Source organism: Actinotalea sp. JY-7885 (genome assembly GCF_014525465.1).
Taxonomy (GTDB): Bacteria; Actinomycetota; Actinomycetes; order Actinomycetales; family Cellulomonadaceae; genus Actinotalea.
Genome location: NZ_JACEXH010000029.1, coordinates 1 through 22,571, shown reverse-complemented (window position 1 = coordinate 22,571; position 22,571 = coordinate 1). Strand labels below are relative to the sequence as shown.

Sequence of the window (22,571 nt, the reverse complement as noted above, 5' to 3'; positions counted from 1 at the left end):
CGCCTCAGCCGCCGCGACGCCGGCTCCCGCGCCGGGCGCGGAGCTCGAGCGCGCGGGGGTGACGACGTGGCCGGACGGGCTGCCCGACGGGCGCCTGCCGGAGGTCGTCACGACGTCGGCCGGGGGCGTGAGCGTGCACGGCTACCCGGCGCTCGTGGCGGGCGAGCGCCGCAAGGACGGGCGGCGCCCGGTCGACCTGCGCGTGCTCACGACGGCGGGCGAGCAGGCGCTGCGTCACCCCGTCGGCGTGCGGGAGCTGCTCGTCACCGAGCTCGCGCTCGCCTCCGGCCGGATCACGACCCGGTGGACGACGACCGAGTCGCTGACCCTGGCCGCGAGCCCGTACCCGAGCACCGAGGCGCTGGTGGTGGACCTGCAGCGGGCGGCCGTCGATGCCCTGGCGACCGAGGCCGGTGGCGGCACGGGCGCGGTGCGGGACGCCGCCGGGTACGCCGCGCTGCGCACGCGGCTGCGCGACCGCCTCGAGGACCGCACCTACGCCGTGGCGCGGGACCTGGCGGCCGTGCTCGCCGCGGCGCGGGAGCTCGACGGCGCGCTGCGCGCGGCGACGAGCCTGGCCCTGCTCTCGACCGTGACCGACGTCCGGGGCCAGCTCAGCGCCCTCGTGCACGACGGGATGGCGAGCGACGTCGGCGCCGCCCGCCTGCCGCACGTCGTGCGCTACCTGCGCGCGGCCCGTCACCGCCTCGACAAGGCGGCCGCCGACCCGGGGCGGGACCAGGCGCTGGCCTGGCAGGTCGCGGAGGTCGCCGAGGCGTACGACGACGCGCTGCGCACCGCGCGCGCCGCGGCGCCGGACGCCGCCCGCCTGGCCCGGCTCGCCGAGGTCCGCTGGATGATCGAGGAGCTGCGCGTGAGCCTGTTCGCCCAGCAGCTCGGCACCCCGCAACCGGTCTCGGTGAAGCGGATCCGCACGGCCCTGGCGGCCTGACCGGACCGTGAGACGCGGCCGTGGAAACGCTCCCGCGGGCGCCCGGTTCCACCTACTCTGACCCCATGACGGACACCGACGACGAGGTCGCCCGGGCTCGAGCCGCGCTCGGTGGAGCTCCCGTGGCCGCCGACCCCGAGATCCTCGGCGCGGTGCACGAGGGCCTGCTCGCGGTGCCGACGGAGCCCGTCGCGGCGTCGGCCGAGCCGACCGGTGGGGCGCAGGCCACGCCCGTCGAGGCCGCCACGTCGTCGCTGGCGGTCCGCCGCCGCTGACGCCGCGCGCCGGGCGCTGCCCGGGCTCTCCGCGACGACGTCCGCCGGTGGTTGCTACCTGTGGACCGGCACCGCGACGTCCCCGTCGTGCCCCATGCTGGACCGCACCGAGCAGGTGCCGCGGCGGCGGCACGAGGAGGAAGGGCGGACCGATGAGGTGCTTCGGCGACGGGGACCCGCTCTACGAGGAGTACCACGACACCGAGTGGGGCGTGCCCGTGCGCGGCGATGCGGAGCTCTACGAGCGGTTCTGCCTCGAGGCGTTCCAGTCCGGCCTCGCGTGGATCACGGTGCTGCGCAAGCGGCCGGCGTTCCGCGAGGCGTTCGCGGGCTTCGACCCGGCCGCAGTGGCCCGCTTCGACGACGGCGACGTCGCGCGGCTCATGGCCGACGCCGGCATCGTGCGCAACCGCGCCAAGATCGAGGCGAGCATCGCCAACGCCCGTGCGGTCGTGGGGCTGTGGGACGCCGGGCGCACGCTGACCGACCTCGTGTGGTCCCACGCGCCGCAGGTGCGGGTCCGCACCCCGCGTGCGACCGAGTTCCGCGAGGTGCCGGCGACCACGGCGGAGTCAGTCGCGCTCGCACGGACGCTCAAGTCCGTCGGGTTCCGCTTCGTCGGCCCCACGACGGCGTACGCCGCCATGCAGGCGTGCGGCCTCGTGGACGACCACCTCGCCGGGTGCCCCGTGGTCACCGGCGCGGACCTCTCGCCGGTGGGCGTCGGCCGGTAGCGCGAGCCGCTCGCGCGCGGCGGGACTCGGCCCGCGCGCGTGTCAGTGGTGCGGTGCATCCTGGTCGCACCGGGCCGCCCGGGTCCGCGCGAGCGAGGGAGCCGTCATGCGCTGGTACTCCACCGTCATCGAGGCACGCGACCACCAGGCGCTCGCGCGGTGGTGGGCCCAGGCCCTGCGCTGGGAGATCATGGTCGCGGGCGACGAGGAGGTCATCGTCGTCCCGCCCTGGGCCCGCGAGCTCGGGACGAGCCTCCCGTTCGACCAGGTGCCGCCCGGCCTCGTCTTCGTCCGCGTGGAGCACGAGAAGCAGGGGAAGAACCGGCTCCACCTCGACCTGGCCCCGCACGTCGACGAGGACCGTGACGCCGCGATCGCCCGGCTGCTGGAGCTGGGAGCGACGCGCGTCGACGTGGGGCAGCCCGCGGACGTCTCGTGGGAGGTGCTCGCCGACCCCGACGGGAACGAGTTCTGCGTGCTGTCGTCGCGCGATCGCTGAGCCTCGGGCGGCACGGCCTCAGTCGCTCACCGCCGACAGCTGCTGGTCGCCGATCACCGCGAGCAGGCGCAGCTTCTCGTGGCTCTCCGTTCCCGGGGTCGCGGTGAGGACCACGAGCGCGTGGGCACGGTTCTCGCTGAACATCACCTGGCAGTCGACGTCGATCTCGCCCAGCTCCGGGTGGACCAGCGTCTTGTGCTCGTCGAACCGCGGCGGGAGGACCTCGTGACGCTCCCAGATCTCGACGAACTCGGCGCTCTGCTCGCGCAGGCGCCGCACCAGGTCCGCGGCCGGGCTGCCCGGCCCGCCCGCGTCGAGGGCCGTGCGCAGCGCCCCCGCCTGGACGCGGCTCTGGTGCGCGTGGTCGCGCTCGGGGTAGAGCCGCCGCTCGGCCGGGTCCGTGAACCACCGGTAGTAGCTGCTGCGGCCCGGCCACGGCACCTGCGAGCGCGGCCCGAAGAGGGCGACGGCGGCGCGGCTCTGCGCGAGCGTCTCGCCGACGTCGGTCACGACGAACGCCGGGGTGTCGTCGAGGCGGTCGAGGACGCGCAGCAGCGCGGGACTCACGTGCGGCGAGCGTCGCGACCGTGGCGCCGGCACGTGGCCCGCGAGGCGCAGCAGGTGGTCGTGCTCGTCGACGGTCAGGCGCAGCGCCCGGGCGATCGCCGCGAGCATCTGCGGCGACGGGGTGGGGCCCCGCCGCTGCTCGAGCCGCGTGTAGTAGTCGGTGGACATGCCGGCGAGCGCGGCGACCTCCTCGCGGCGCAGCCCTGCCGTGCGGCGGCGCGCGCCCGCCGGCAGGCCGACGTCGGCGGGGCGGAGCGCGGCGCGGCGGGTGCGCAGGAAGTCGGCGACGGCGGCGCGGTCCATGCCTCGATCGTGCGGGCACCGCACCACGCGCAGCAAGGGATCGCCGGTCCCTGGTTCGGCAGGGCTCTCCCGGCCGCCGGCCGGCGGGACGAGCGTGGACGTGTCCCCACCGACCGCGGACCGAGCAGGCTGGCCCGCCGCACCCAAGGAGCACGCCATGAGGATCACCGGGAGGACCGTCCTGGTCGCCGGAGCGACGTCCGGCATCGGCCGCGGGCTGGCCGTGCGCCTGCACGACGCCGGCAACACCGTCGTCGCCGCCGGACGCCGGACGGACCAGCTGCACGCCCTGGCCGCCGAGCACCCCGGCATGGACACCGTCACGCTCGACATCGCGGACCCGGACTCGATCCGTGACGCCTTCGACACCGTCACGCGGGCGCACCCCGACCTCGACGTCGTCGTGGCGATGGCGGGGATCATGGTCGCCGAGGACCTGCGCGACCCGGCATCGCTCGCGGTCGCCGAGGCCACGATCACCACGAACCTGCTCGGGCCGCGGCGGTTGATCGCCAGGTTCCTGCCCTTCCTGCTCGGCCGGCCCGAGGCCACGGTGATGACCGTGTCGTCCGGGCTGGCGTTCGTGCCCCTGCCCCTGGCGCCCACCTACAGCGCGACGAAGGCAGCGATCCACTCCCTGAGCGAGAGCCTGCGCGTCCAGCTGGCCGGCACGGGCGTGGAGGTCGTGGAGCTGGTCCCGCCGGCCGTCCGCACGCCGCTCATGGGAGGCGAGGAGCGCGAGTCCGCGATGCCGCTCGAGGACTTCCTCGACGAGGTGATGCACCTGCTGCGCACCCAGCCGGACGCCACCGAGGTGCTCGTGGAGCGCGTGCGTCACCTGCGGTTCGCCGAGGCCGACGGCCGGTACGACGGCGTCCTGGCGACCCTCGGCGGAAGGGGCGTCTGATGGGCGTCGCGAGCCGGGCCGCCGACGGGCGGACCACGCGGACCGGACCCGCGGCGGTGGCCGCGCTGGTCGTCCTGGGACTGACCGGGTGCACCGCCGAGGACGCCGGACCCGGGCGCGACACGGCGGTCACCGTCGACGCGGAGCCGCCCGGTCCGGCGCCGTCGGCGGGCGCGGGCGGCGCGACGGACGAGGCGCTGGTCCTGGGCGAGGTCACCGAGATCGCGACCGGGCTCGAGATGCCGTGGGGACTGACCTTCCTGCCCGACGGCTCCGCGCTGGTCTCGAGCCGGTCCGCGGGCGAGATCTCCCACGTGCCGGCCGGCGGAGGGCGAGCGAGCGTCGTCGGCGTCGTGCCCGGCGTCGAGGTGAGCGCCGAGGGCGGGCTCCTCGGGATCGTCGCGTCCGCCGACTTCGACGCCGACCGCACGGTCTACGCCTACGTGTCCGCCTCGCCGACCAACCGCGTCGTGGCGCTGCGCCTCGACGAGGACCTCGGCGGCCTCACGCAGGAGGCCGTCCTGCTCGACGGCATCGAGACCGCCGACCGTCACCACGGCGGCCGCATCGAGCTCGGCCCGGACGGGCACCTGTGGATCGGGACCGGCGACGCGTTCGAGCCGGAGAACGCCGCGGACGCCGACTCGCTCAACGGGAAGATCCTGCGGATCGCGACGGACGGCAGCATCCCGGCGGACAACCCGTCGGGCACCGCGATCTGGTCCACCGGGCACCGCAACGTCCAGGGCATCGCCTTCGGGCCCGACGGGACGGTGTACGCCTCCGAGCTGGGTCACCGGACGTGGGACGAGCTCAACGTGATCCGCCCGGGCGTCGACTACGGCTGGCCCGAGTCGGAGGGCACCGAGGGCGACGCGGGCGAGCCACCGATCGTGACGATCCACCCCGACGACGCCTCGCCGTCGGGCATCGCCTACGCCGGCGGCGCGGTCTGGATGGGCGCGCTGGGCGGGCAGCGGCTCTGGCGGCTACCCGTCGACGGCGGGCGGGCCTCGGGCGAACCGAGCGCGCACCTCGTCGGCGAGGTGGGCCGCATCCGCACCGTCGAGGTCGCCCCGGACGGCGCGCTGTGGATCACGACGTCCAACACCGACGGCGCGACCTGGGGCGGCACGCCGTCGCGCGACGGCGACGACCGGATCCTGCGGGTCGAGCTCGTCGAGCCCTGACCGGGTCGTCCCGCGCGCGGCGACTCGGCCCCGCGCCGAACACCTACCCGGCGGACCCGTCCCCGACGACGGCGGCGAGGCGGTCCAGGCGCTCGACCCACCCGGCCTCGGCCTCGGGCGCGGCGCCGGAGGGCAGGAGATGGCGTACCGACAGGCGCGTCCGGCCGCCGGGCGCCGGCAGGACGCGGAGGGTCACGCGCGTCCCGTCCGGCCAGCCCCAGCGCAGCGAGCGCACGGCGGTCGCGCTGCGGACCTCGGGGTCCACGTCGAGCCAGCGCCGACGTCGCCCGGGGTCGGTGAGCCACGGCGTCACGGCGTCCGGCGGCGCCGGGAGCGTGCGGGTGACGCTCGCCTCGGACGCCGCATCGGGCCGGTGGACGCGGGCGGCGCCGGCCACCGCCTCGTGACGGCGGAGCGGGTCCTTGACCATGGCCCACGGTAACGCCGCGTGCCATGCTCGAGACCGTCGACGAGGAGGTCGCATGCACCGCAGCCGTGTCTCCACCCTGCTGATCGACGTCCCGCGCGAGCGGGTCGACGCCGCCCTGGACTTCTGGACCGCCGCGCTGGGGGTCGAGACGTCCAGCGCCCCCGGCGAACCGGAGTTCACGACGCTGCACGGCGCGGTCCCGTCACTGGTGACGGCGGTGCAGTCCGTCGACGCCGAACCCCGCTACCACCTCGACATCGAGACCGACGACGTCGACGCCGAGCACGACCGCCTGCTCGCGCTGGGCGCGGTCGACGTGGGCCGGTGGCTGGGCTCGCGCACCCTGCGCGTGCCCGGCGGCCACCTCGTCTGCGTGATCCCCGTCCACAGCGACCCGGAGGAGTTCCGCACCTCCGCACGCCTCTGGCCCTGACCGCCCTCCCCGCGCCCCCGCCCACCCGCACCGGCCCGCACGCCGGCCCCACCGCCGACCCGCGCCCGCCCCGCACGGGCCACCCGTCCTGCCCGCCCCGCCCTGCGCGTGACCGGCCGCTGGCGGTGCGCTTCCGTGCGGAGCAGGTGACTGGTGGGACCGATGGGGCCCATGTGAATCCCTCACGTCACATCAGCCACTGTGGTCACACGGGCCGCACGGACCCGCGCCGCGGCCGGCGAGCGAGGCGGTCGGTGCGCCCGCACGGCCCCGCGCCATGCGCGTCAGCCCGGGTGAGGGCGGCGTCGGCACCCGTGGGCCGTCGGCGTCAGCGCAGGCCGGACTCGGCGCGGTCGGCGAGCGCCGAGACGATCGGGACGTCGGGGTCCAGCCACGGGACCGAGAGCCACTGCCCCGGCTCGAGCCAGGTCAGCGCGTCGTGCTCGACGAGCGGCTGCGGCTCGCCGCGCAGCACCGCCGCGGCCCAGATCCGCATCCGGTACCCGTGCGTGATACGCCACGCGCCGTCGACCGGACCGGGCAGCTCGGCACCGAGGGTGATCTCGACGCCGAGCTCCTCACCGATCTCGCGGTGCAGCGCCTCGACGGGCGTCTCCCCAGGGTCCACCTTGCCGCCGGGGAACTCCCAGCGACCCGCGAGGGACAGCGGCTTGCTGCGCCGGGCCGCCAGGAGCCTGCGCGGTCGGTCGAGGTCGTCGACGACGGCGGCCGCCACCACGAGCACGGAGGGCGGGCTGCTCGGCATGCCGGAAGTCTCCCAGACCCCGGGCCCCACGGCCCCACGGAGGTCAGGTCGGCAGGTGCCAGGACCCCTTCGCGGCGCCCACCAGCTCCGCGGCCAGCGCGGTGGCCTCGTCCTCCTCGGACCGCCGGCGCACCAGCCGGGAGAGCCTGCCCGCCGAGCCCACCGGCAGGACGTAGAGGTCCACGGTGCGGCCGGCCTGGGCCTCGGCGGTGATCAGGCGGTTGAGCCGGCACAGCTCCTCGCGACCCGCGTTCTGCGCGTCGCGGCGCGAGACGTGGCCCAGGCCGCGGTGCCCAAAGGTGCGGGACAGGTCGCCGGACGCGCCGACGTACCGGACCACGCCCTGGGAGCTCAGGGCGTACACGCCGGGCTGGGCGGGCAGCGCCGCCTCGGGCTCGATGCGGCCGAACGGCCCCAGCGCCCAGGCGGGGTACCGCTGCTCGACGGCGGCCATGCCCGCGAGCGGCGAGGTGGTGAGGACGCCACCCTGGGCGTCGCGCTCCACGAGGAGCCGGCCCGCACGGCTCAGGACGGTGCGGCCGAGGACCAGGTGGTCGGGTGCCCAGTGCTCGTCGACCGCGGCGGTGCGGTCCGGACGGTCCACTGGCACGTGCCACCTGCCTCGCGCGCGGGCCCGAGGGGGCCGGGATGTGACCGCACGACACTACCTGCGTGCCGCCGTCGCTCCCACTCGAGCCGTCGTCACGGACCGGCAGGTCTCAGCGCAGGCCGATCCGCCGGGCGCACTCGACCGCGTCGGCCCGCGTGGAGACGCCGAGCTTGCGGTACACGCTGCGGACCTGCGACTTCACCGTGTTGCGCGTGACGAAGAGCTTGGCGGCGATCTCCTCGAGGGTGACCGTCTCGTCCAGGTTGGACAGGATCACCCGCTCGCGCCGGGTGAGCGGCTCCGTGGTGCGCTGCGTGGGAACGGTGCGCAGATCCGTCACTTCCGTGGTCATGCCGACCTCCAGGGACGCGGTGCCCCGTGGGGAGCGCCGATTGTGCGGGTACACCTGGAGAGAGCCCGGACTTCACCCGTGATGACGCGGTTTTCACCCCCACTTCTCGCGCGGTCACCCTTGCGAGGGTCCGGACGGCCCGCTAGGGGCCCGAGATCATGTGGAGGCGCAGGTCACAGCCGCGCCCGGGCCGCGCGGGCCGCGTCGGCGGTTCACCCGGACGGAGCAGCCCGTCGCGGGCCTCCGCGGCCCGTCAGCCCTCGACGAGCTCGGCGTACTCCTGCGCGCTCAGCAGCGGACCCGTCGCGACGACCTCGACGCGCAGGAGCCACCCGCGGCCGTACGGGTCGGAGTTGACGAGCGCGGGGTCGGCGACGGCGTCGTCGTTGACGGCCACGACGGTGCCGGTCACCGGGGAGTAGATCTCCGACACCGACTTGGTGGACTCGATCTCCCCGCACACGGCGCCCGCCGTCACCTGCGACCCGACCTCGGGCAGCTCGAGGTAGACGACGTCGCCGAGCGCGTCCGCGGCGGTGGCCGTCACGCCGATCGTGGCGGGGTCCCCGGTCGTGAGCCACTCGTGCTCGGCGGTGTACTGCAGCTCGGTCGGGATCGCGCTCACGGAGGTCTCCTCGGGTCGACGGCGGCGTGCCGGGTGGTGGTGGCGGGCCGGCGCCGGCCCGCCGGGTCTCAGGTGCTGCTGCTGGGACGGCGGTAGAAGGGCAGGGCGACGACCCGCACCGGCTCGTGCCGCCCGCGCACGTCGACGACGAGCTCGGTCCCGGGCGCGCACACCTCGGGCGTCACGTACGCCATCGCGATCGGGTGGCCGAGGGTGGGCGACGGCCCGCCCGAGGTGACGTACCCGGCCCGGATGCCGCTCTCGGTCAGCACCGGGTAGCCGTGACGGGCGGCCCGGCGGCCGAGCCCTTCGAGGCCCACGAGCACCCGCGAGGGCTGGGCGCCCGCCCGGGCCCGCAGCGGCTCCCGCCCGACGAACGGCACCGGCTCCCCCTCGGCGTCGACCTTGTCGAGCCGCACCACGCGGCCGAGGCCGGCGTCGTGCGGCGCCGTCGTGCGGTCCAGCTCGTGGCCGTACAGCGGCATGCCCGCCTCGAGGCGCAGGCTGTCGCGCGCCGCCAGGCCCGCGGGCACGAGGCCCGCCGGCTGCCCCGCGGCGAGCAGCGAGCGCCACACGGCCGGGGCGTCGCCGGCCGGGAGGAACAGCTCGAACCCGTCCTCGCCCGTGTAGCCGGTGCGCGCCACCATGGCGACGACGACGCCGCCGTCGGCCGCGAGCGTGGCCGTCGTCGCCGCGTAGTACCGCAGGTCCGCGACGGCGGCGCGCTCGGCCTCGTCGGGGACCAGCGCCGTCACGATCGCCTCGGCCGCCGGGCCCTGCACGGCGACGAGCGCCGTGGCGGCGGACTCGTCCGCGACCTCGACGTCGGGTCCGGTGCAGCGCGCCTCGAGCTCGGCGAGCACGACGTCCGCGTTGGACGCGTTCGCGACGACCAGGAAGTCGTCGTCCGCGCGGCGATAGACGACGAGGTCGTCGATCACGCCGCCGTCCTCGGCGCACAGCATCGTGTAGCGCGCCCGCCCGACGGCGAGCGCCGACAGGTGCCCGACGAGCGCCCGGTCGAGCGCCGCGCCCGCGCCGGCACCCGCGACCCGGATCTCGCCCATGTGCGAGAGGTCGAAGAGCCCGGCGGCCTCGCGGACCGCGCGGTGCTCGGCCAGGTCGGAGGTGTAGCGCAGGGGCATCGACCACCCGGCGAACGGCGTCATCGTCGCGCCGAGCGCGACGTGCTCGGCGTCGAGCGGGCCCGGGCGGGCGGGCTCCGTCGCCGTGGTGGCCTCGGGGGACTCGGGGTTGCTCACACGTACTCCTCGATCGGCGGGCACGAGCAGACCAGGTTGCGGTCACCGGCAGCCTGGTCGATCCGGCGGACCGGCGGCCAGTACTTGCCGGCCCGCAGGCCCGGCACGGGGAACGCCGCGGTCTCGCGGCTGTACGGACGATCCCACGAGTCGGAGACGACCATGGTCGCGGTGTGCGGCGCGCCGCGCAGCGGGGAGTCGGCGGCCGACCACGTGCCGGCCTCGACCTCGGCGATCTCCGCACGGATCGCGAGCATCGCGGCGACGAAGCGGTCGAGCTCGCCCAGGTCCTCGCTCTCGGTCGGCTCCACCATGAGCGTGCCCGGCACGGGGAACGACAGCGTCGGGGCGTGGAAGCCGTAGTCCATGAGGCGCTTGGCCACGTCCTCGGCGGTCACGCCGGTCGCGGCCGTCAGCGGCCGCAGGTCGAGGATGCACTCGTGGGCCACGTGGCCGCCGGGACCGGTGAACAGGACGGGGAAGTGGTCCTTGAGGCGGGTGGCCAGGTAGTTCGCACCGAGCACCGCCACCTCCGTCGCCCGGCGCAGGCCCTGCGCGCCCATGAGCGCCACGTACGCCCACGAGATCGGCAGGATGCCGGCCGACCCGTGCGGCGCCGCCGAGACCTGCGTCGCGCCCCGCCCGGGCAGGAAGGGGACGAGGTGCTCGGCCACGGCGACCGGCCCGACGCCGGGGCCGCCGCCGCCGTGCGGGATGCAGAAGGTCTTGTGCAGGTTGAGGTGGCTGACGTCCCCGCCCAGGTCACCGGGCTGCGCGAGCCCGACGAGCGCGTTGAGGTTGGCGCCGTCGATGTAGACCTGGCCGCCCGCGGCGTGCACGAGGTCGCAGACCTCGCGCACGTGCGCCTCGTAGACGCCGTGCGTCGACGGGTAGGTGATCATGATCGCGGCCACGTCGTCGGCGTGCTCGTCCAGGCGCGCGCGCAGGTCCCCGAGGTCGACCTCGCCGTCGGCCGCGGTCTTGACCACGACGACGCGCATGCCCGCGAGCACGGCCGACGCCGCGTTGGTCCCGTGCGCGCTCGCGGGGATGAGGCACACCGTGCGCTCCCCCTGGCCGCGTGAGCGGTGGTACGCGCGGATGGCGAGCAGGCCCGCGAGCTCGCCCTGCGAGCCGGCGTTGGGCTGCACGCTGGCCGCCGCGTAGCCCGTGATGCGCGCGAGCCACTCCTCGAGCTGGGTGATCAGCTCGCGGTAGCCGAGCGCCTGGTCGGCGGGCGCGAGCGGGTGCAGGTCGGCGAAGCCCGGCCAGCTGATGGGCTCCATCTCCACGGCGGCGTTGAGCTTCATCGTGCAGGAGCCGAGCGGGATCATCGTGCGGTCGAGCGCGAGGTCCTTGTCCGCGAGGGACCGCAGGTACCGCATCATCGCGGTCTCGCTGCGGTAGCGGTGGAACGTGGGGTGCTCCAGGTAGCCGGAGGTCCGTCGCAGGCCCGCGGGGATCCCGACGGTCCCGGCGTCGCGCGCCTCACCCGCCCCGACGACCTCCGCGAAGGCGGCGACGACGTCGGCCACGTGACCAGGGGTCGTCAGCTCGTCGGTCGTGACCTGGACGGTGTCCGCGTCCGGGCTCCACAGGTTGATGCCGCGGGCGCGGGCGGCGGCGAGCACGTCGGCCGCGCGACCGGCGACGCGGGTGCGGACCGTGTCGAAGAAGCTGTCGTGGACGACCTCGACGCCCGCGCCACGCAGGTCGGCCGCGAGCGCCGCCGCACGGTCGTGGACCTGCTCCGCGATCGCCCGCAGCCCGTCGGGGCCGTGGTAGGTGGCGTACGCGCTCGCCACGACCGCGAGCAGGGCCTGGGCGGTGCAGATGTTGCTGGTGGCCTTGTCCCGGCGGATGTGCTGCTCGCGCGTCTGCAGCGCGAGGCGGTACGCCACCGCGCCGTCCGCGTCCGTGCTCACCCCGACGAGGCGGCCCGGCAGCGTGCGCTCGAGGCCGTGGCGGACGCTGATGAAGGCGGCGTGCGGGCCGCCGTAGAACATCGGGACGCCGAAGCGCTGCGCCGAGCCGACGGCGACGTCGGCGCCGAGCTCGCCGGGCGGGGTCAGGAGCGTGAGCGAGAGGAGGTCGGCGGCGACCGTGACGAGCGCGCCGCGCTCGTGCGCCTGCTCGACCAGCGCGCGCAGGTCGCGCACGCGCCCGGAGGCGCCCGGCTGCTGGACGACGACGCCGACCGGGTCGACGACGTCGTCGGGAAGGCCGTGGGTGAGGTCGGCGACGACCAGCGGCAGGCCGATCGCCTCGGCGCGGCCGCGGACCACGGCGAGGGTCTGGGGCAACGTGTCGGCGTCGACGACGACGGCGCCGTCGGGCCGGCCCTTGACCGCGCGGCGCATGAGGAGCACGGCCTCGGTGACGGCCGTCGCCTCGTCGAGCAGTGAGGCGCCCGCGACCGGGAGGGCCGTGAGGTCGCTGACGACGGTCTGGAAGTTGAGGAGCGCCTCGAGCCGGCCCTGGCTGATCTCCGGCTGGTAGGGCGTGTAGGCCGTGTACCAGGCGGGGTTCTCGAGCACGTTGCGGCGGATCACGGGCGGGGTGGACGTGCCGTGGTAGCCCTGGCCGATCATCGAGACCAGGACCTCGTTGCGGTTCGCGAGCGCCCGCAGGTCCCGCAGCACCTCCTGCTCGCTGCGCGCCTGTGGCAGCTCCAGCTCGGCGGACATGCGGATCTCGGCGGGGACGGCGTCGTCGATCAGCGCGTCCAGGCTGCTCGCGCCGACGGCGGCGAGCATGGTCGCGATGTGGGCGTCGCGCGGGCCGACGTGGCGGTCCGCGAAGTCCCGGGCGGCGGGGGTCGGCTGGGTCGTCGGCTGGTTCACGCGGGCGGCTCCGATGACGTGCCCGGACATGCCGGACGGTGGCTGGGCCTCCCCGCTCTGTCATCGTGGGCCGGGGCCCTGACCTGAGAGTTTGGCCGCACGCCCGGGGGCGAGCGACGTGCACCGTCGGTGGACCGGGCGGCAGGGCCGACGGGTCGCTTTCCAGAGTTGCCTCGCTGCGGCGGTACGTGGGCCTGAGAGATTCCCGGGGAGGGCCTTGCTCCTTCGGCGTCGCGACCGGGGTCGCGAGCTCTCCCACCGCAGCTCGAGCAGCGTGTTCGGTTGTGGGGCCAGCGTAGACCGCACCCGGCCGCATGCCGAGGGGGGTCCACCGACGCCGGCGCCGCGTCCGCTCAGGGCCGCAGCGTCGCCTGCCACGCGACGATGCGGTCGACGGCCTCGTCGACGACGTCGGGCGGGGACGCGAACGCGAGCCGGACCCAGCCGTCGCCGTCGACCGCGTCGAAGTCCGTGCCGGGCGTCAGCGCGACGCCGGCCTCGTCGAGCAGCCGCGCGCACCAGGTCACCGAGTCGAGCCCCGAGTCCGACACGTCGGCGTAGAGGTAGAACGCGCCGTCGGGCGGCGCGACCCGCCAGCCCAGCTCGGGCAGCCGGCGCAGCAGCAGCTCGCGCGACGCGCGGTACGTCGCGACCTCCGCCTCCGCAGCCGCGTAGCCCTGGGGTGTGAGCGCCGCAAGGGCGGCGTGCTGCGCCAGCCCCGGCGGGGACAGCGCGACGTTGCCCGCGAGCGCGTCGACCGGCGCCACGAGGTCCGGCGGCAGGACGAGCCACCCGAGACGCCACCCGGTCATCGCCCAGTACTTGGAGAACGACGACACGACGACGGCGCCCGCCTCGGTGGCTCCCGCGGCCGTCGCCCCGACGCCGCCGTCGTACGTGATGCCGTGGTAGATCTCGTCGCTGACCAGCCGGACGTCGAACTGGGCGCACCACCGCTCGAGCGCCGCGAGCTCCGCCGGCGCGAGCATGGTGCCCGTCGGGTTGGCCGGGCTGGCCACGACGACGCCGTCCAGGCCGCCGTCGTAGTACGCCGCCATGAGCTGGTCGACGGTGGGCTGGTACCGGGACTCCGCGCCGCAGGCCAGCTCGACGACCTCGACGCCGAGCGAGCGCAGGATGTTCTTGTACGCGGGGTAGCCGGGACGCGCGAGCGCCACGCGGTCGCCGGGGTCGAACGCCGCGAGGAAGGCGAGCAGGAAGCCCCCCGACGACCCGGTGGTGATGGCCACGCGGGCCGGGTCGACGTCGACGTCGTACCAGCGCCGGTAGTGCTCGGCCACGGCGCGGCGCAGCGCCGGAGCGCCGACCGCCTCGGTGTAGCCGACGTCGCCCGCGGCCAGCAGCGCCGCCGCGTGCTCCCGGACGACCGGCGACGCCCCGTGCAGCGGCTGGCCGACGCACAGGTTGACGATCGAGGCCCCAGCGTCGCGGCGCGCGTTCGCGGCGGCGAGCACCTCCATCACGGCGAACGGCGTGACGTGCGAGCGGCGCGAGACCTTCATGCGGTCATCCTCGCGCGCCGCACCGGGGCGATGTCGCCGTCAGTCGAAGTCGAGGATGTCGCTGAGCCACGACTCGCGCTTCTTCTTGCGGTAGTAAGGGCTGCGCGGGTCCTTGCGCGGGTCGTAGTCCGAGCGGTGGCGACGGTCGTCGTCGTAGCCGCGGTCGTCGCGGTAGCCCCGGTCGTCGCGGTAGCCGCGGTCGTCCCGGTAGCCGGGCCCGGGAGCGCCGTAGGCCGGGACCTGCGGAGGAAGGTCCTGGACGGACGAGGGAGTCGTCGGCGGGACGTAGGCGGTGACCGGCTCCGGCGCGACCGCCGGCGCCTGCGTGGCGGCGCGGTCGAGGATCTTGTCGAGCTCGCCGCGGTCCAGCCACACACCGCGGCACGTGGGGCAGTAGTCGATCTCGACCCCCTGCCGCTCGGACATGACGAGGTCGACTCCGTCGATGGGGCACTTCATGGCAGCTCCTCGGGCCGGGGGCGAGGCTGTCGGGCGCCTCGTCGGGTCAACGTAGCCCGGCCCCCGGACGTGCCCGCTCCCGCCCGAGCGCCGCGAGCACGTGGTCGACGACGCCGTCGGCCGCGGCCTCGACCTCCGCGAGCGTGACCTCGAACCCCGACTCCTCGCCGTACCAGGGGTCGTCGACGTCGAGCAGGTGCTCGGGCCCGCCCCGCGGCGCCGCGGGGTCGAACGTGCGGAACATGCGGATGCGCTCGGCGAGGGCGGCGTCGCCGCGCGCGAGCCGGCGCAGCGCGGAGGCGTGGGACGCCGTCATCGGGAGCACGAGGTCGCGCTCCGCCAGGTCTGCCGGGCGCACCTGCCGGGCCCGGTGCTCGGGGACGGGGTAACCGTGCGCGGCCAGCACCCGGCGTGCCCGCGGGTCGATCGGGTTCCCTTGCTCCTCGTCGCTGACGCCCGTCGAGTCGACGACGACGTCGTCCGCCAGGCCCGCCTCCGCGAACCGTTCGCGCAGGACGACCTCGGCCATGGGGGACCGGCAGATGTTGCCGGTGCAGACGGTCATGACGCGGTAGGGGGTGTCGCGCGTGTCGCTCATCGACCCATTGTCGACCGCCTGCCGCGTCGCCGCCGCTCGTCCCAGGCGTGCTCCTAGAGTGCTCCCCATGATGGAGGACCCCCGCATCACCCGCCCCAAGGAGCCGTGGGCGGTGAGCTTCGGCGTGCTCGGGGTCTTCGCCGGCTGCGTCGTGACCGCGCTCGTCTTCATGGGGCTCGTGTACACGGTGCTCTCGGCCGCGCCCGCGGGAGAGCTGGACGCCGCGGGGATCGAGGCCACGCCGGCCCGGCTCGCGCTGCTCATCGGGGGGTTCGCCGCGCTCGCGATCCTCGTCGTCGGGCCGACGCTCGCCTTCGGCATCGGGTGGCTGCTGCGGCGTGTGCGCAGCCAGTCGCTGCACGTCCTCGCGTTCGGGGCGCTCGGCATCGTCGTCGGCGCCGTCGGCGGGTTCCTCGTGGGCGGGCCGTCGTTCGCCAACATCCTCGCCGCGATGCTCGGGGCGTCGGCGGCGCTGGGGCGGGCCGCGCTCGCGCCGTTCGCCCGGGTCTGAGGCCGGCGGGGTCTGCGGCCGGCGGGGTCCGAGGCCGGCGGGGTCTGGGGCGGTCCGGGTCAGGCCCGGGCGGGTCCGGGCACGGAACAGCCCGTGGGTCGCGGGCCTTGTCGGCCGGCCGCCGTGCTGGACGATGCACGGCCCCCACGGGCTGCGGTGACTGCCTGGGTCTCGCTGCCGCTCGGCGGCTCGGGACCGGAGGCAATCCGTCCGATCTGCTCGGGCGACTAGCGGGCAGTCACCTCACGCGTCCGAAGAGAAATCATCTTCTGGACCACCTCCTCTCCCGTGTCCCCCGACGGTACGTCCGCCCCCGCACCCCTGCCAAGCACTTTCCCGGCGCTCCACGCCGTCCCCACCACCGTCCCCACCCACCGCACGCCGAGCACGTCCGAACCCACCCAGCACGTCCGTCGGGCAGGACGTGCTCGCGTCGAACGGACGTGCTCGGCGGCTGAGTGGGGTGGGGCTGGGTGGTTCGGTGGCGCCGGCGGTGGGTGGCCGGCGGTGGGCGTCGGGTGGTGGGTGGGCGGCGTTATGGTCGGGGCAGCGACCGGGCGGGCGGCAGCCGTCCGGCACATCCCCCGGACGGAAGGTCTCGATGCGCGCGACGACGGTCGTGGCGGCTCTCGCCCTCACGAGCGCCCTGCTGGTCGCCTGCACCCCGGCGCCCGGGCCGCAGGGTGGCACGCCCGCCCCGACGCCGACGCCCGAGGCGGTGCACTCCCCCGCCGTGCGGCTGCCCGGCGAGCCGGTCACCGTGCTCGACAGCACCGACGCCGCCACGCGCGCCGCCGGCACGAGCGCCGCGTTCTTCGCCGAGGCCGCCGTCGCCGTCGTCGTGCCCGCGGGCGACGTCGCCGGGCAGCTGGAGGCGAGCGCCGCGGCGGTCTCGCTGGGAGTGCCCCTGCTGCTCACCGACGGCTCGACGGTGCCGGACGCGACCGCGGCAGAGCTCGAGCGGCTCGGCGTCGAGGCCGTGCTGATCGCGGGCGGCCTCGGGCGGGACGACGTCCGCGACGGCGGCCTCGACGTCCCGGTGATCGTCGAGGCGGCGACGGACCCGGCGCGCGCCGACGACGTGCTGCGCGTCCCGGCGCTGCCCGTCCCGGCTCCCGCGCCGGGCGGCGAGGTCGCGGCCGTCGCCGCCCTCGACCCCGCGTCCGTCGCGACCCAGGCGCCGACGGACGAGGACACGGACGGCGGCACGGACGAGGGCACGGAAGACGAGCGGACGGACGAGCAGGACGACCAGGCCGCGTCCGGCCCGAGCAGCGCGACGTCGTCCGCGGGCGGCGGGGAGGCCGCCTCGGAGGAGGTCGTCCAGCGGCTCCCGCTCACGGAGCGGGCCGACGCACCCCCCGGTGGCCTCCTGCTCACGACCGGGGACGCCGGCGACCTCGCCGCGGTCGCGACCGCGCGGGCCGCGGGGGTCCCGGTCGTCGTCGTGCCCGGAGGCGACCCCAGGGCGACGAGCGCCGCCGTGCAGGGCGTCGCGGCCGCGCAGCCGACGTCGACCGTCGCGCTCGGCGCCGCGTTCGGCACGGCGCCGGACCTGGGCTGGCGCGTGGCGACCGCCGCGACGGGCGTCGAGCTCCCCGGCGGTGGGCAGGTCCTGTTCCCGGGGCGGCGCCTGGTGGCGATGTACGGGACGCCGCACTTCGCCGCGCTCGGCATCCTCGGCGAGCAGGACGTGCCCGCGAGCATCGCGCGCGCCCAGGGCCTCGCGGCCTCCTACCAGCCGCTGACCGCCGACGTCGTCGTACCCGCGTTCGAGATCATCGTCACCGTCGCGTCGGCCGGCGCCGGACCGGACGGCAACTACAGCAACGAGCTGCCCGTCGAGTCGTTCGTGCCGTGGGTGGAGGCCGCCCGGGACGCCGGCGTCTACGTGGTCATCGACCTCCAGCCCGGCCGGACGGACTTCCTCACGCAGGCGCAGCAGTACGAGCCCCTGCTGCGGTACCCGAACGTGGGCCTCGCGCTCGACCCGGAGTGGCGCCTCGCGCCCGACCAGGTGCACCTGCGGCAGATCGGCTCCGTGCACGCCGACGAGGTCAACGCCACCGGGGCCTGGCTCGCGGAGCTCACGCGCACGCACGCGCTGCCGCAGAAGCTGTTCGTGCTGCACCAGTTCAGCCACCGCATGATCCAGGCGCGCGAGACGGTGGCGACGTCCTACCCGGAGCTGTCGGTGATGATCCACGTCGACGGGCAGGGCAGCCAGCCCGCGAAGGCGGGGACGTGGGGCTCGCTGCAGCAGGGGGCGCCCGCCGGCCTCACCTGGGGCTGGAAGAACTTCATCGACGAGGACGTCCCGATGCTCGCGCCCGACCAGACGTACGCGGTGCAGCCCGTGCCGGAGCTCGTCACCTACCAGTGAGGCCGCGCCCGGGAGGCGGGCGTCGGAGCGCGGGCGTCAGACCGAGCGGATCGGCTGGCTCGGCAGCAGGGCGTTGAAGCACGCGCGCTCGCCCGCGATCGCGGCCCAGCGGGCGAGGACCTGCGGGGGGACCGCGACGTCGACGTCCTCGAGCGACGGTGCGGCGGCGTTGCCGTGGTCGTTCATGGGGGCCCGCTCTCGTTCGGTGACCCGGCTGACCCCTGCGGGGTCCCGTGGTTTTGCGTCCCCGCCTCGCGACGGGTTTGCCTTTTCGCTGTCGGGTCGACAGTAGGCCTCCCCGGCGGCGACGCGGGACCATCATCACCCGTTCAGGGGAGCCGTTTCACCCACCGCGCGGCGTGTCGCGGCCCGGATCCCGGGCCAGGACGCTCATCCCGGCCGAGTTCCCGCCGATAGGTGGGCGGGACGACCGGAGGAGGCGTGGTGGAGGCAGTCGCCGCCGTGGGCCAGCGCATGGGGGAGATCGAGAGCCGCCTCGCGGCGCTCGGCTACGGGCGCGCCCCGGGAGGGGTGCTCGGCGGCCCCGCCGCGACGCCGCCGGGCACGACCACGGGCACGACCGGCACGACGTCGGGCACCTTCGAGCAGGCCCTCGCCGCGGAGGTCTCCCGCGGGGGCACCACCGCGGCCGGCGTCGGCGGCGGCAAGGCGCTGGTCGACGCGAAGGGCGTGCCGCTCGAGCTGCGGCACCACGGCAACGGCACCGTCCCGGCCGAGGCGCTCAGCGCGGTCGACGGCGTGTCCGGCCACCGGATGTGGGCCCCGGCCGCGCGTTCGCTCGAGGCGATGCGGGCGGCGGCGGCGCGCGACGGCGTCACGATCGGGGTCACCGACACCTACCGGACCCTCGCCTCGCAGGAGGACCTGGTCGCACGCAAGGGCCTCTACTCCCAGGGCGGGCTCGCGGCCGCACCGGGAACGAGCATGCACGGCTGGGGCGTGGCGGCGGACCTCAAGCTCGACGCCGCCGCCCAGGCGTGGATGCGCACCAACGCCGGGACGTACGGCTTCGTCGAGGACACCCCGCGCGAGCCCTGGCACTGGGGCTACCACCCGACGCACTGACGCCTCTCGGCGCAGGGCGTCAGACGGTGAGGAGCGAGAGGCGGCCGGTGCCGTAGCCGGCGATGTCGACCGCCATGTCGAGCCGGGGGACGTACGCCAGCGTCCACGTCCGCACATCGGCGGGCAGCACCTCGCGCGGCGCGTACGCCTCGTAGAGCCGCACGTGGGGCGCGCCGTCGAGGTTGAACAGCGACGCCATGATGTTGAGGATCTCCGCGGCGTTGTCGTAGAGCGCCGGCGTGAGGAGCCCGGAGGCGAGGACGTCGTCCGCCGCGGCAGCGGGCATCAGCGCGATCGCGACGCCCGCCCGCGCCGCGAGGGGCAGGTCCATGAGCACGATCGCGCGCAGGCCGAGCGTGTCGTCGACGTAGGCGGCGACGAGCGCGCCCCCCGGCGCGAGCGGGTCCACCGGAGCGGCCCCGACGCGCGCCACGACGTCGCGGCCGAGCAGGCCCTCGAGCAGCTCCCGGACGTCGAGCGCGGCGGGCAGCGGGCTGGTCGCGGCGCTCATGCGAGGAACGGCTCGATCGTGTCGCGGAAGACCTCGGCGCTGAACGGCTTGGCGATGAGGAACAGGGCGCCCTCGGCCTCCGCCTGCGCGCGCATCTCCGCGGAGCCCTCGGAGGTCACGAAGCCGAACGGCGTGTCGATGCCCGCCCCGCGCATCGCCCGCAGCAGCTCGATGCCCGTCATCTCGGGCATGTTCCAGTCCGAGAGCACGAGGTCCGGGTCCTGCTCACGCACGACCGCGAGCCCGGCGGCGCCGTCGGGCGCCTCGAGGACCTCCCACTCGAAGCCGGCCTGCCGCAACGTGCGGATCACGATCTGGCGCATCACGCGGCTGTCGTCGGTCACGAGGACTCTCATCGGTACCACCTCGGTCGATCGGTCGTTCTGGTCGGTTCACCGGGGCGTCGCTGCCCGGCCGGGGGCGGGACGGGCGCGGTCACGTCAGCGTCCACAGCGCCACCTCGAGCGGGCGCCCGCGCCACTCCAGGTTCAGCAGGTGCAGCAGGTCGCCGGACGCGGCGGGTCGCACCCGGTCGACGACGGGCAGGCCGAGCGCCCGCGGGTCCGCCACCAGCGCCTTGACGTTGCCGCCGACGACGTTGGCGACCTCCCCCAGGGCATCGACCAGGTCCTCGTCCGCCACGGACTCCGCGGGCCCCATCGCGAGCAGGGCGCGCGTGAGCAGCGCGGCCGTCTCCTCCTCGGTGCTCAGCAGCACCCGGCTCGCGTGCGTCCCGTGGACGTCGACCCACGCGTGGATCCCGTGCTCGAGTGCCGGGGCGTCGCCGGCCCAGGGGCGCACACCGCCCGGCTCGCCGTCGACCATGGCCGCGAAGACCTCCTCGGCGATCGCCAGCACGGGGTCGGCGTCCCCGACCAGGCCGAGGTCGGCGGCGGTCATGAGAGCTCCTCCTGCCGGACGAGCCCGAGAAGCTCCAGCTTGGCCCGGATCGCGTCGGGGGTGAACGGCTTGATGACGTACTCGTGCGCCCCGGCCGCCAGCGCCCGCACGATCTGGCCGTGCTCGCTCTCGGTCGTGACCATCATGAGCGTCACGTCGCGCCACGCGCGGTTGGCCCGGACCGCCGTGACGAACTGCAGCCCGTCCATGACCGGCATGTTCCAGTCGATGCAGCACAGGTCCACGGGCGTGCCCGCCTCGAGCACGTCGAGCGCCGCGCGGCCGTCCCCGGCCTCCACGGTCTCGAAGCCCAGCGGATGCAGCGACGCGGAGACGATGCGTCGCATGACGCGCGAGTCGTCGATCACCAGTGCCCTCATGCTGCCCTCCGAGCCGCGAGCTTGTAGACGGAGCCGCGGGCGATGCCCAGGCGGTCCCAGCCGTCGTCGACGCCGAGGGTCGTCTCGGCCGCGCCGAGCAGCAGGTAGCCGCCCGGCCGCACGACCTGGCGCACGCGGCGCAGCACGTCGCGCTTGGTCGCCAGGTCGAAGTAGATGAGCACGTTGCGCAGGAAGACGACGTCGAACGGCCCCCCGGCGGGAGGAGGCCCGAGGAGGTTGTGCTTCTCGACCGTCACGGCCTGGCGCAGTGCCGCCGAGACCTGCCACTCGGTCCCCGCGCGCGTGAAGTGCCTGACGAGCATGGGGGCGGGCAGGCCGCGGTTGACCTCGAGCTGGGTGTAGCGGCCCGCACGGGCCCGCTCGACCATCCGCTGCGACAGGTCCGTCGCGGTGATCCGCACCGGCAGGGCGGGCACCAGGTCCGCCAGCACCATCGCGATCGAGTACGGCTCCTGGCCGCTGGAGCACGCCGCGGACCACACGCGCAGCGGTCCCGCGCCGGCACCGCGCGCCGCGACCAGATCGGGCACCACGTGCTGCGCCAGGGCGGTGAACGGCTGGGCGTCGCGGAACCAGGAGGTCTCGTTCGTCGTGAGCGCCTCGACGACGCCCTCGACGACGGCCGGGTGGGCGGCGGTCCTGACGTGGCGGACGTAGGAGTCGACGTCCGCCACGCCGGCGGCGCGCGCGAGCGGCAGCAGCCGGCTCTCGACGAGGTACTCCTTGCCCGGCTCGAGCTGGATCGCGCTGCGGCGGCGGACGACGTCGGCCACCCAGGCGAAGGTGTCGGGCGCGAGGCTCACGGCGCCGCCCGGAGTGCCGGCTCGGCCGTCACGCGCGCGATCCGCGCGGCGATGTCCTCGACGCCCTCCACGGCGTGCGCGAGGCCCGCCGTCGCGACCGCACCCGGCATGCCCCACACGACGCTCGAGGCCTCGTCCTGCACGACGACGGTCCCGCCCGCGTCGCCGACGGCCTCGCACCCCGCGCGGCCGTCGGACCCCATGCCCGTGAGCACGACGGCGAGCAGGTCGCCGCCGTAGACGGTCACCGCGGAGCGGATCATGACGTCGACGGCGGGCCGGCAGAAGTTCACGGGCGGCCCCTGGTGCAGGCGCGTGCGCGCGCCGGACGGCGCCCCGACCAGCTCGAGGTGCTGGTCGCCGGGGGCGACGTAGACGGTGCCCGGCTCGAGGACCTGGTGGTCGCAGGCCTCGACGACGCTGCTCGGGCCGAGCCGGTCGAGCCGCGCCGCGAGCTGCCTGGTGAAGACGGGCGGCATGTGCTGGACGATCACGAGCGGGACCGGCAGGGCGGGCAGCAGGCGCAGGAGCCGCGAGAGCGCCTCCGGCCCGCCGGTCGACGAGCCGAGCACGATCGCCCGCACCGGGCGTCGCGCGGGCGCCGGGCGGAGCCGGACGGGCTCGCGCGCGGGGCGCGCCGGGGCGCCG

Annotated in this window: 28 protein-coding genes and 2 riboswitches; of the genes, 10 read left to right on the top strand and 18 right to left on the bottom strand. The window is 75.7% G+C overall.

Annotated features, from left to right (window positions below; translation table 11 throughout):
* From IDM29_RS04630 to IDM29_RS04615, 4 genes are all read left to right on the top strand, one after another.
* Positions 1 to 952: DUF3418 domain-containing protein (locus tag IDM29_RS04630; protein WP_188037244.1), on the top strand; the 952-nt coding region annotated here is incomplete at its 5' end.
* Between the two features lie 65 nt (positions 953 to 1,017).
* Positions 1,018 to 1,227 carry a hypothetical protein gene (locus IDM29_RS04625; RefSeq protein WP_182112637.1) on the top strand — a complete coding sequence of 70 codons (210 nt, stop codon included), beginning with the start codon at positions 1,018 to 1,020 and terminating at the stop codon, positions 1,225 to 1,227.
* A gap of 152 nt (positions 1,228 to 1,379) precedes the next feature.
* Positions 1,380 to 1,961, top strand: a complete 582-nt coding sequence (locus IDM29_RS04620) for a DNA-3-methyladenine glycosylase I (RefSeq protein WP_182112636.1) — start codon at positions 1,380 to 1,382, stop codon at positions 1,959 to 1,961.
* 106 nt (positions 1,962 to 2,067) lie between these two features.
* Positions 2,068 to 2,460 carry a VOC family protein gene (locus tag IDM29_RS04615; protein WP_182112635.1) on the top strand — a complete coding sequence of 131 codons (393 nt, stop codon included), beginning with the start codon at positions 2,068 to 2,070 and terminating at the stop codon, positions 2,458 to 2,460.
* Between the two features lie 18 nt (positions 2,461 to 2,478).
* Here the strand turns inward: IDM29_RS04615 and IDM29_RS04610 are convergent, their stop codons facing one another.
* Complete coding sequence (locus IDM29_RS04610; RefSeq protein ID WP_182112634.1) at positions 2,479 to 3,330, bottom strand: helix-turn-helix transcriptional regulator; 852 nt, start codon at positions 3,328 to 3,330, stop codon at positions 2,479 to 2,481.
* A gap of 157 nt (positions 3,331 to 3,487) precedes the next feature.
* Between IDM29_RS04610 and IDM29_RS04605 the strand changes: the two genes are divergently transcribed.
* Positions 3,488 to 4,237, top strand: a complete 750-nt coding sequence (locus IDM29_RS04605; RefSeq protein ID WP_182112633.1) for an SDR family oxidoreductase — start codon at positions 3,488 to 3,490, stop codon at positions 4,235 to 4,237.
* On the top strand, positions 4,237 to 5,427 hold the full coding sequence (locus IDM29_RS04600) for a sorbosone dehydrogenase family protein (RefSeq protein WP_182112632.1): 1,191 nt from the start codon (positions 4,237 to 4,239) through the stop codon (positions 5,425 to 5,427). The genes IDM29_RS04605 and IDM29_RS04600 overlap by 1 nt, the downstream gene beginning before the upstream one ends.
* Positions 5,428 to 5,470: 43 nt before the next feature.
* Here the strand turns inward: IDM29_RS04600 and IDM29_RS04595 are convergent, their stop codons facing one another.
* On the bottom strand, positions 5,471 to 5,857 hold the full coding sequence (locus IDM29_RS04595) for a hypothetical protein (protein WP_182112631.1): 387 nt from the start codon (positions 5,855 to 5,857) through the stop codon (positions 5,471 to 5,473).
* Positions 5,858 to 5,909: 52 nt separating this feature from the next.
* Here IDM29_RS04595 and IDM29_RS04590 point away from each other — a divergent pair, with 52 nt between their 5' ends.
* Complete coding sequence (locus IDM29_RS04590) at positions 5,910 to 6,290, top strand: VOC family protein (RefSeq protein ID WP_182112630.1); 381 nt, start codon at positions 5,910 to 5,912, stop codon at positions 6,288 to 6,290.
* A gap of 328 nt (positions 6,291 to 6,618) precedes the next feature.
* Here IDM29_RS04590 and IDM29_RS04585 read toward each other — a convergent pair whose 3' ends face one another.
* The 9 genes from IDM29_RS04585 to IDM29_RS04545 all read right to left on the bottom strand — a co-directional run bounded on the left by IDM29_RS04585 (position 6,619) and on the right by IDM29_RS04545 (position 15,328).
* A complete protein-coding gene (locus IDM29_RS04585) occupies positions 6,619 to 7,056 on the bottom strand; it encodes an NUDIX domain-containing protein (protein WP_182112629.1) in 438 nt (145 codons plus the stop codon).
* Between the two features lie 43 nt (positions 7,057 to 7,099).
* The gene (locus tag IDM29_RS04580; RefSeq protein ID WP_182112628.1) at positions 7,100 to 7,666 is read right to left on the bottom strand and encodes a hypothetical protein; all 567 of its coding nucleotides are present in this window, start codon (positions 7,664 to 7,666) and stop codon (positions 7,100 to 7,102) included.
* Positions 7,667 to 7,775: 109 nt separating this feature from the next.
* A complete protein-coding gene (locus IDM29_RS04575) occupies positions 7,776 to 8,018 on the bottom strand; it encodes a LuxR C-terminal-related transcriptional regulator (protein WP_182112627.1) in 243 nt (80 codons plus the stop codon).
* Positions 8,019 to 8,271: 253 nt separating this feature from the next.
* The gene (gcvH, locus tag IDM29_RS04570; RefSeq protein WP_182112626.1) at positions 8,272 to 8,643 is read right to left on the bottom strand and encodes a glycine cleavage system protein GcvH; all 372 of its coding nucleotides are present in this window, start codon (positions 8,641 to 8,643) and stop codon (positions 8,272 to 8,274) included.
* Between the two features lie 68 nt (positions 8,644 to 8,711).
* Positions 8,712 to 9,905 carry a glycine cleavage system aminomethyltransferase GcvT gene (gene gcvT, locus IDM29_RS04565; RefSeq protein WP_304518602.1) on the bottom strand — a complete coding sequence of 398 codons (1,194 nt, stop codon included), beginning with the start codon at positions 9,903 to 9,905 and terminating at the stop codon, positions 8,712 to 8,714.
* Positions 9,902 to 12,778: an aminomethyl-transferring glycine dehydrogenase gene (gene gcvP / locus IDM29_RS04560; RefSeq protein ID WP_182112625.1), complete on the bottom strand. Its 2,877-nt coding sequence runs from the start codon at positions 12,776 to 12,778 to the stop codon at positions 9,902 to 9,904. Before gcvP ends, gcvT begins: the two co-directional genes overlap by 4 nt.
* A gap of 142 nt (positions 12,779 to 12,920) precedes the next feature.
* Positions 12,921 to 13,016: riboswitch (glycine riboswitch) on the bottom strand.
* Positions 13,017 to 13,101: 85 nt separating this feature from the next.
* Positions 13,102 to 14,271, bottom strand: coding sequence for a pyridoxal phosphate-dependent aminotransferase (locus IDM29_RS04555; RefSeq protein ID WP_182112624.1), 1,170 nt, complete (start codon positions 14,269 to 14,271; stop codon positions 13,102 to 13,104).
* 39 nt (positions 14,272 to 14,310) lie between these two features.
* Positions 14,311 to 14,730 (bottom strand): zf-TFIIB domain-containing protein, encoded by a 420-nt coding sequence (locus tag IDM29_RS04550; RefSeq protein ID WP_182112623.1) that lies wholly within the window; start codon positions 14,728 to 14,730, stop codon positions 14,311 to 14,313.
* A 46-nt stretch (positions 14,731 to 14,776) separates the two neighbouring features.
* Positions 14,777 to 15,328 carry a low molecular weight protein-tyrosine-phosphatase gene (locus tag IDM29_RS04545; protein WP_255491704.1) on the bottom strand — a complete coding sequence of 184 codons (552 nt, stop codon included), beginning with the start codon at positions 15,326 to 15,328 and terminating at the stop codon, positions 14,777 to 14,779.
* Positions 15,329 to 15,395: 67 nt separating this feature from the next.
* Between IDM29_RS04545 and IDM29_RS04540 the strand changes: the two genes are divergently transcribed.
* A complete protein-coding gene (locus tag IDM29_RS04540) occupies positions 15,396 to 15,839 on the top strand; it encodes a hypothetical protein (protein WP_182112622.1) in 444 nt (147 codons plus the stop codon).
* 601 nt (positions 15,840 to 16,440) lie between these two features.
* Positions 16,441 to 18,222: a hypothetical protein gene (locus IDM29_RS04535; RefSeq protein ID WP_182112621.1), complete on the top strand. Its 1,782-nt coding sequence runs from the start codon at positions 16,441 to 16,443 to the stop codon at positions 18,220 to 18,222.
* Positions 18,223 to 18,258: 36 nt separating this feature from the next.
* Here the strand turns inward: IDM29_RS04535 and IDM29_RS04530 are convergent, their stop codons facing one another.
* Positions 18,259 to 18,408, bottom strand: a complete 150-nt coding sequence (locus IDM29_RS04530; RefSeq protein WP_182112620.1) for a hypothetical protein — start codon at positions 18,406 to 18,408, stop codon at positions 18,259 to 18,261.
* A 15-nt stretch (positions 18,409 to 18,423) separates the two neighbouring features.
* A riboswitch (cyclic di-GMP riboswitch) is annotated at positions 18,424 to 18,500 on the bottom strand.
* Between the two features lie 166 nt (positions 18,501 to 18,666).
* Between IDM29_RS04530 and IDM29_RS04525 the strand changes: the two genes are divergently transcribed.
* Positions 18,667 to 19,308, top strand: a complete 642-nt coding sequence (locus IDM29_RS04525) for a D-alanyl-D-alanine carboxypeptidase family protein (RefSeq protein ID WP_255491703.1) — start codon at positions 18,667 to 18,669, stop codon at positions 19,306 to 19,308.
* A gap of 19 nt (positions 19,309 to 19,327) precedes the next feature.
* On the opposite strand, the gene IDM29_RS04520 is transcribed toward IDM29_RS04525, so the two are convergent.
* From IDM29_RS04520 to IDM29_RS04495, 6 genes are all read right to left on the bottom strand, one after another.
* Positions 19,328 to 19,819, bottom strand: coding sequence for a hypothetical protein (locus tag IDM29_RS04520; RefSeq protein ID WP_182112619.1), 492 nt, complete (start codon positions 19,817 to 19,819; stop codon positions 19,328 to 19,330).
* The gene (locus IDM29_RS04515) at positions 19,816 to 20,175 is read right to left on the bottom strand and encodes a response regulator (RefSeq protein WP_182112618.1); all 360 of its coding nucleotides are present in this window, start codon (positions 20,173 to 20,175) and stop codon (positions 19,816 to 19,818) included. Before IDM29_RS04515 ends, IDM29_RS04520 begins: the two co-directional genes overlap by 4 nt.
* Before the next feature lie 79 nt (positions 20,176 to 20,254).
* Entirely contained in the window at positions 20,255 to 20,719 is a 465-nt protein-coding gene (locus IDM29_RS04510) for a chemotaxis protein CheX (protein WP_182112617.1), read from the bottom strand.
* Positions 20,716 to 21,099 carry a response regulator gene (locus IDM29_RS04505; RefSeq protein ID WP_182112616.1) on the bottom strand — a complete coding sequence of 128 codons (384 nt, stop codon included), beginning with the start codon at positions 21,097 to 21,099 and terminating at the stop codon, positions 20,716 to 20,718. Before IDM29_RS04505 ends, IDM29_RS04510 begins: the two co-directional genes overlap by 4 nt.
* Complete coding sequence (locus tag IDM29_RS04500; protein ID WP_182112615.1) at positions 21,096 to 21,923, bottom strand: protein-glutamate O-methyltransferase CheR; 828 nt, start codon at positions 21,921 to 21,923, stop codon at positions 21,096 to 21,098. Before IDM29_RS04500 ends, IDM29_RS04505 begins: the two co-directional genes overlap by 4 nt.
* On the bottom strand, positions 21,920 to 22,571 hold a 652-nt coding region (locus IDM29_RS04495; protein ID WP_304518666.1), incomplete at its 5' end, for a chemotaxis protein CheB. The genes IDM29_RS04500 and IDM29_RS04495, both read right to left, overlap by 4 nt.

Excerpts from the sequence above, each read along its gene's own strand:
- IDM29_RS04555 (WP_182112624.1), bottom strand. The coding sequence starts at position 14,271 with ATGAAGGTCTCGCGCCGCTCGCACGTCACGCCGTTCGCCGTGATGGAG.
- gcvP (WP_182112625.1), bottom strand. The coding sequence starts at position 12,778 with ATGTCCGGGCACGTCATCGGAGCCGCCCGCGTGAACCAGCCGACGACC.
- IDM29_RS04510 (WP_182112617.1), bottom strand. The coding sequence starts at position 20,719 with ATGACCGCCGCCGACCTCGGCCTGGTCGGGGACGCCGACCCCGTGCTG.
- IDM29_RS04505 (WP_182112616.1), bottom strand. The coding sequence starts at position 21,099 with ATGAGGGCACTGGTGATCGACGACTCGCGCGTCATGCGACGCATCGTC.
- IDM29_RS04610 (WP_182112634.1), bottom strand. The coding sequence starts at position 3,330 with ATGGACCGCGCCGCCGTCGCCGACTTCCTGCGCACCCGCCGCGCCGCG.
- IDM29_RS04595 (WP_182112631.1), bottom strand. The coding sequence starts at position 5,857 with ATGGTCAAGGACCCGCTCCGCCGTCACGAGGCGGTGGCCGGCGCCGCC.
- IDM29_RS04590 (WP_182112630.1), top strand. The coding sequence starts at position 5,910 with ATGCACCGCAGCCGTGTCTCCACCCTGCTGATCGACGTCCCGCGCGAG.
- IDM29_RS04535 (WP_182112621.1), top strand. The coding sequence starts at position 16,441 with ATGCGCGCGACGACGGTCGTGGCGGCTCTCGCCCTCACGAGCGCCCTG.
- IDM29_RS04515 (WP_182112618.1), bottom strand. The coding sequence starts at position 20,175 with ATGAGAGTCCTCGTGACCGACGACAGCCGCGTGATGCGCCAGATCGTG.
- IDM29_RS04575 (WP_182112627.1), bottom strand. The coding sequence starts at position 8,018 with ATGACCACGGAAGTGACGGATCTGCGCACCGTTCCCACGCAGCGCACC.
- IDM29_RS04550 (WP_182112623.1), bottom strand. The coding sequence starts at position 14,730 with ATGAAGTGCCCCATCGACGGAGTCGACCTCGTCATGTCCGAGCGGCAG.
- IDM29_RS04520 (WP_182112619.1), bottom strand. The coding sequence starts at position 19,819 with ATGAGCGCCGCGACCAGCCCGCTGCCCGCCGCGCTCGACGTCCGGGAG.
- IDM29_RS04545 (WP_255491704.1), bottom strand. The coding sequence starts at position 15,328 with ATGAGCGACACGCGCGACACCCCCTACCGCGTCATGACCGTCTGCACC.
- IDM29_RS04605 (WP_182112633.1), top strand. The coding sequence starts at position 3,488 with ATGAGGATCACCGGGAGGACCGTCCTGGTCGCCGGAGCGACGTCCGGC.
- IDM29_RS04625 (WP_182112637.1), top strand. The coding sequence starts at position 1,018 with ATGACGGACACCGACGACGAGGTCGCCCGGGCTCGAGCCGCGCTCGGT.
- IDM29_RS04530 (WP_182112620.1), bottom strand. The coding sequence starts at position 18,408 with ATGAACGACCACGGCAACGCCGCCGCACCGTCGCTCGAGGACGTCGAC.
- IDM29_RS04620 (WP_182112636.1), top strand. The coding sequence starts at position 1,380 with ATGAGGTGCTTCGGCGACGGGGACCCGCTCTACGAGGAGTACCACGAC.
- IDM29_RS04585 (WP_182112629.1), bottom strand. The coding sequence starts at position 7,056 with ATGCCGAGCAGCCCGCCCTCCGTGCTCGTGGTGGCGGCCGCCGTCGTC.
- IDM29_RS04540 (WP_182112622.1), top strand. The coding sequence starts at position 15,396 with ATGATGGAGGACCCCCGCATCACCCGCCCCAAGGAGCCGTGGGCGGTG.
- IDM29_RS04615 (WP_182112635.1), top strand. The coding sequence starts at position 2,068 with ATGCGCTGGTACTCCACCGTCATCGAGGCACGCGACCACCAGGCGCTC.
- IDM29_RS04600 (WP_182112632.1), top strand. The coding sequence starts at position 4,237 with ATGGGCGTCGCGAGCCGGGCCGCCGACGGGCGGACCACGCGGACCGGA.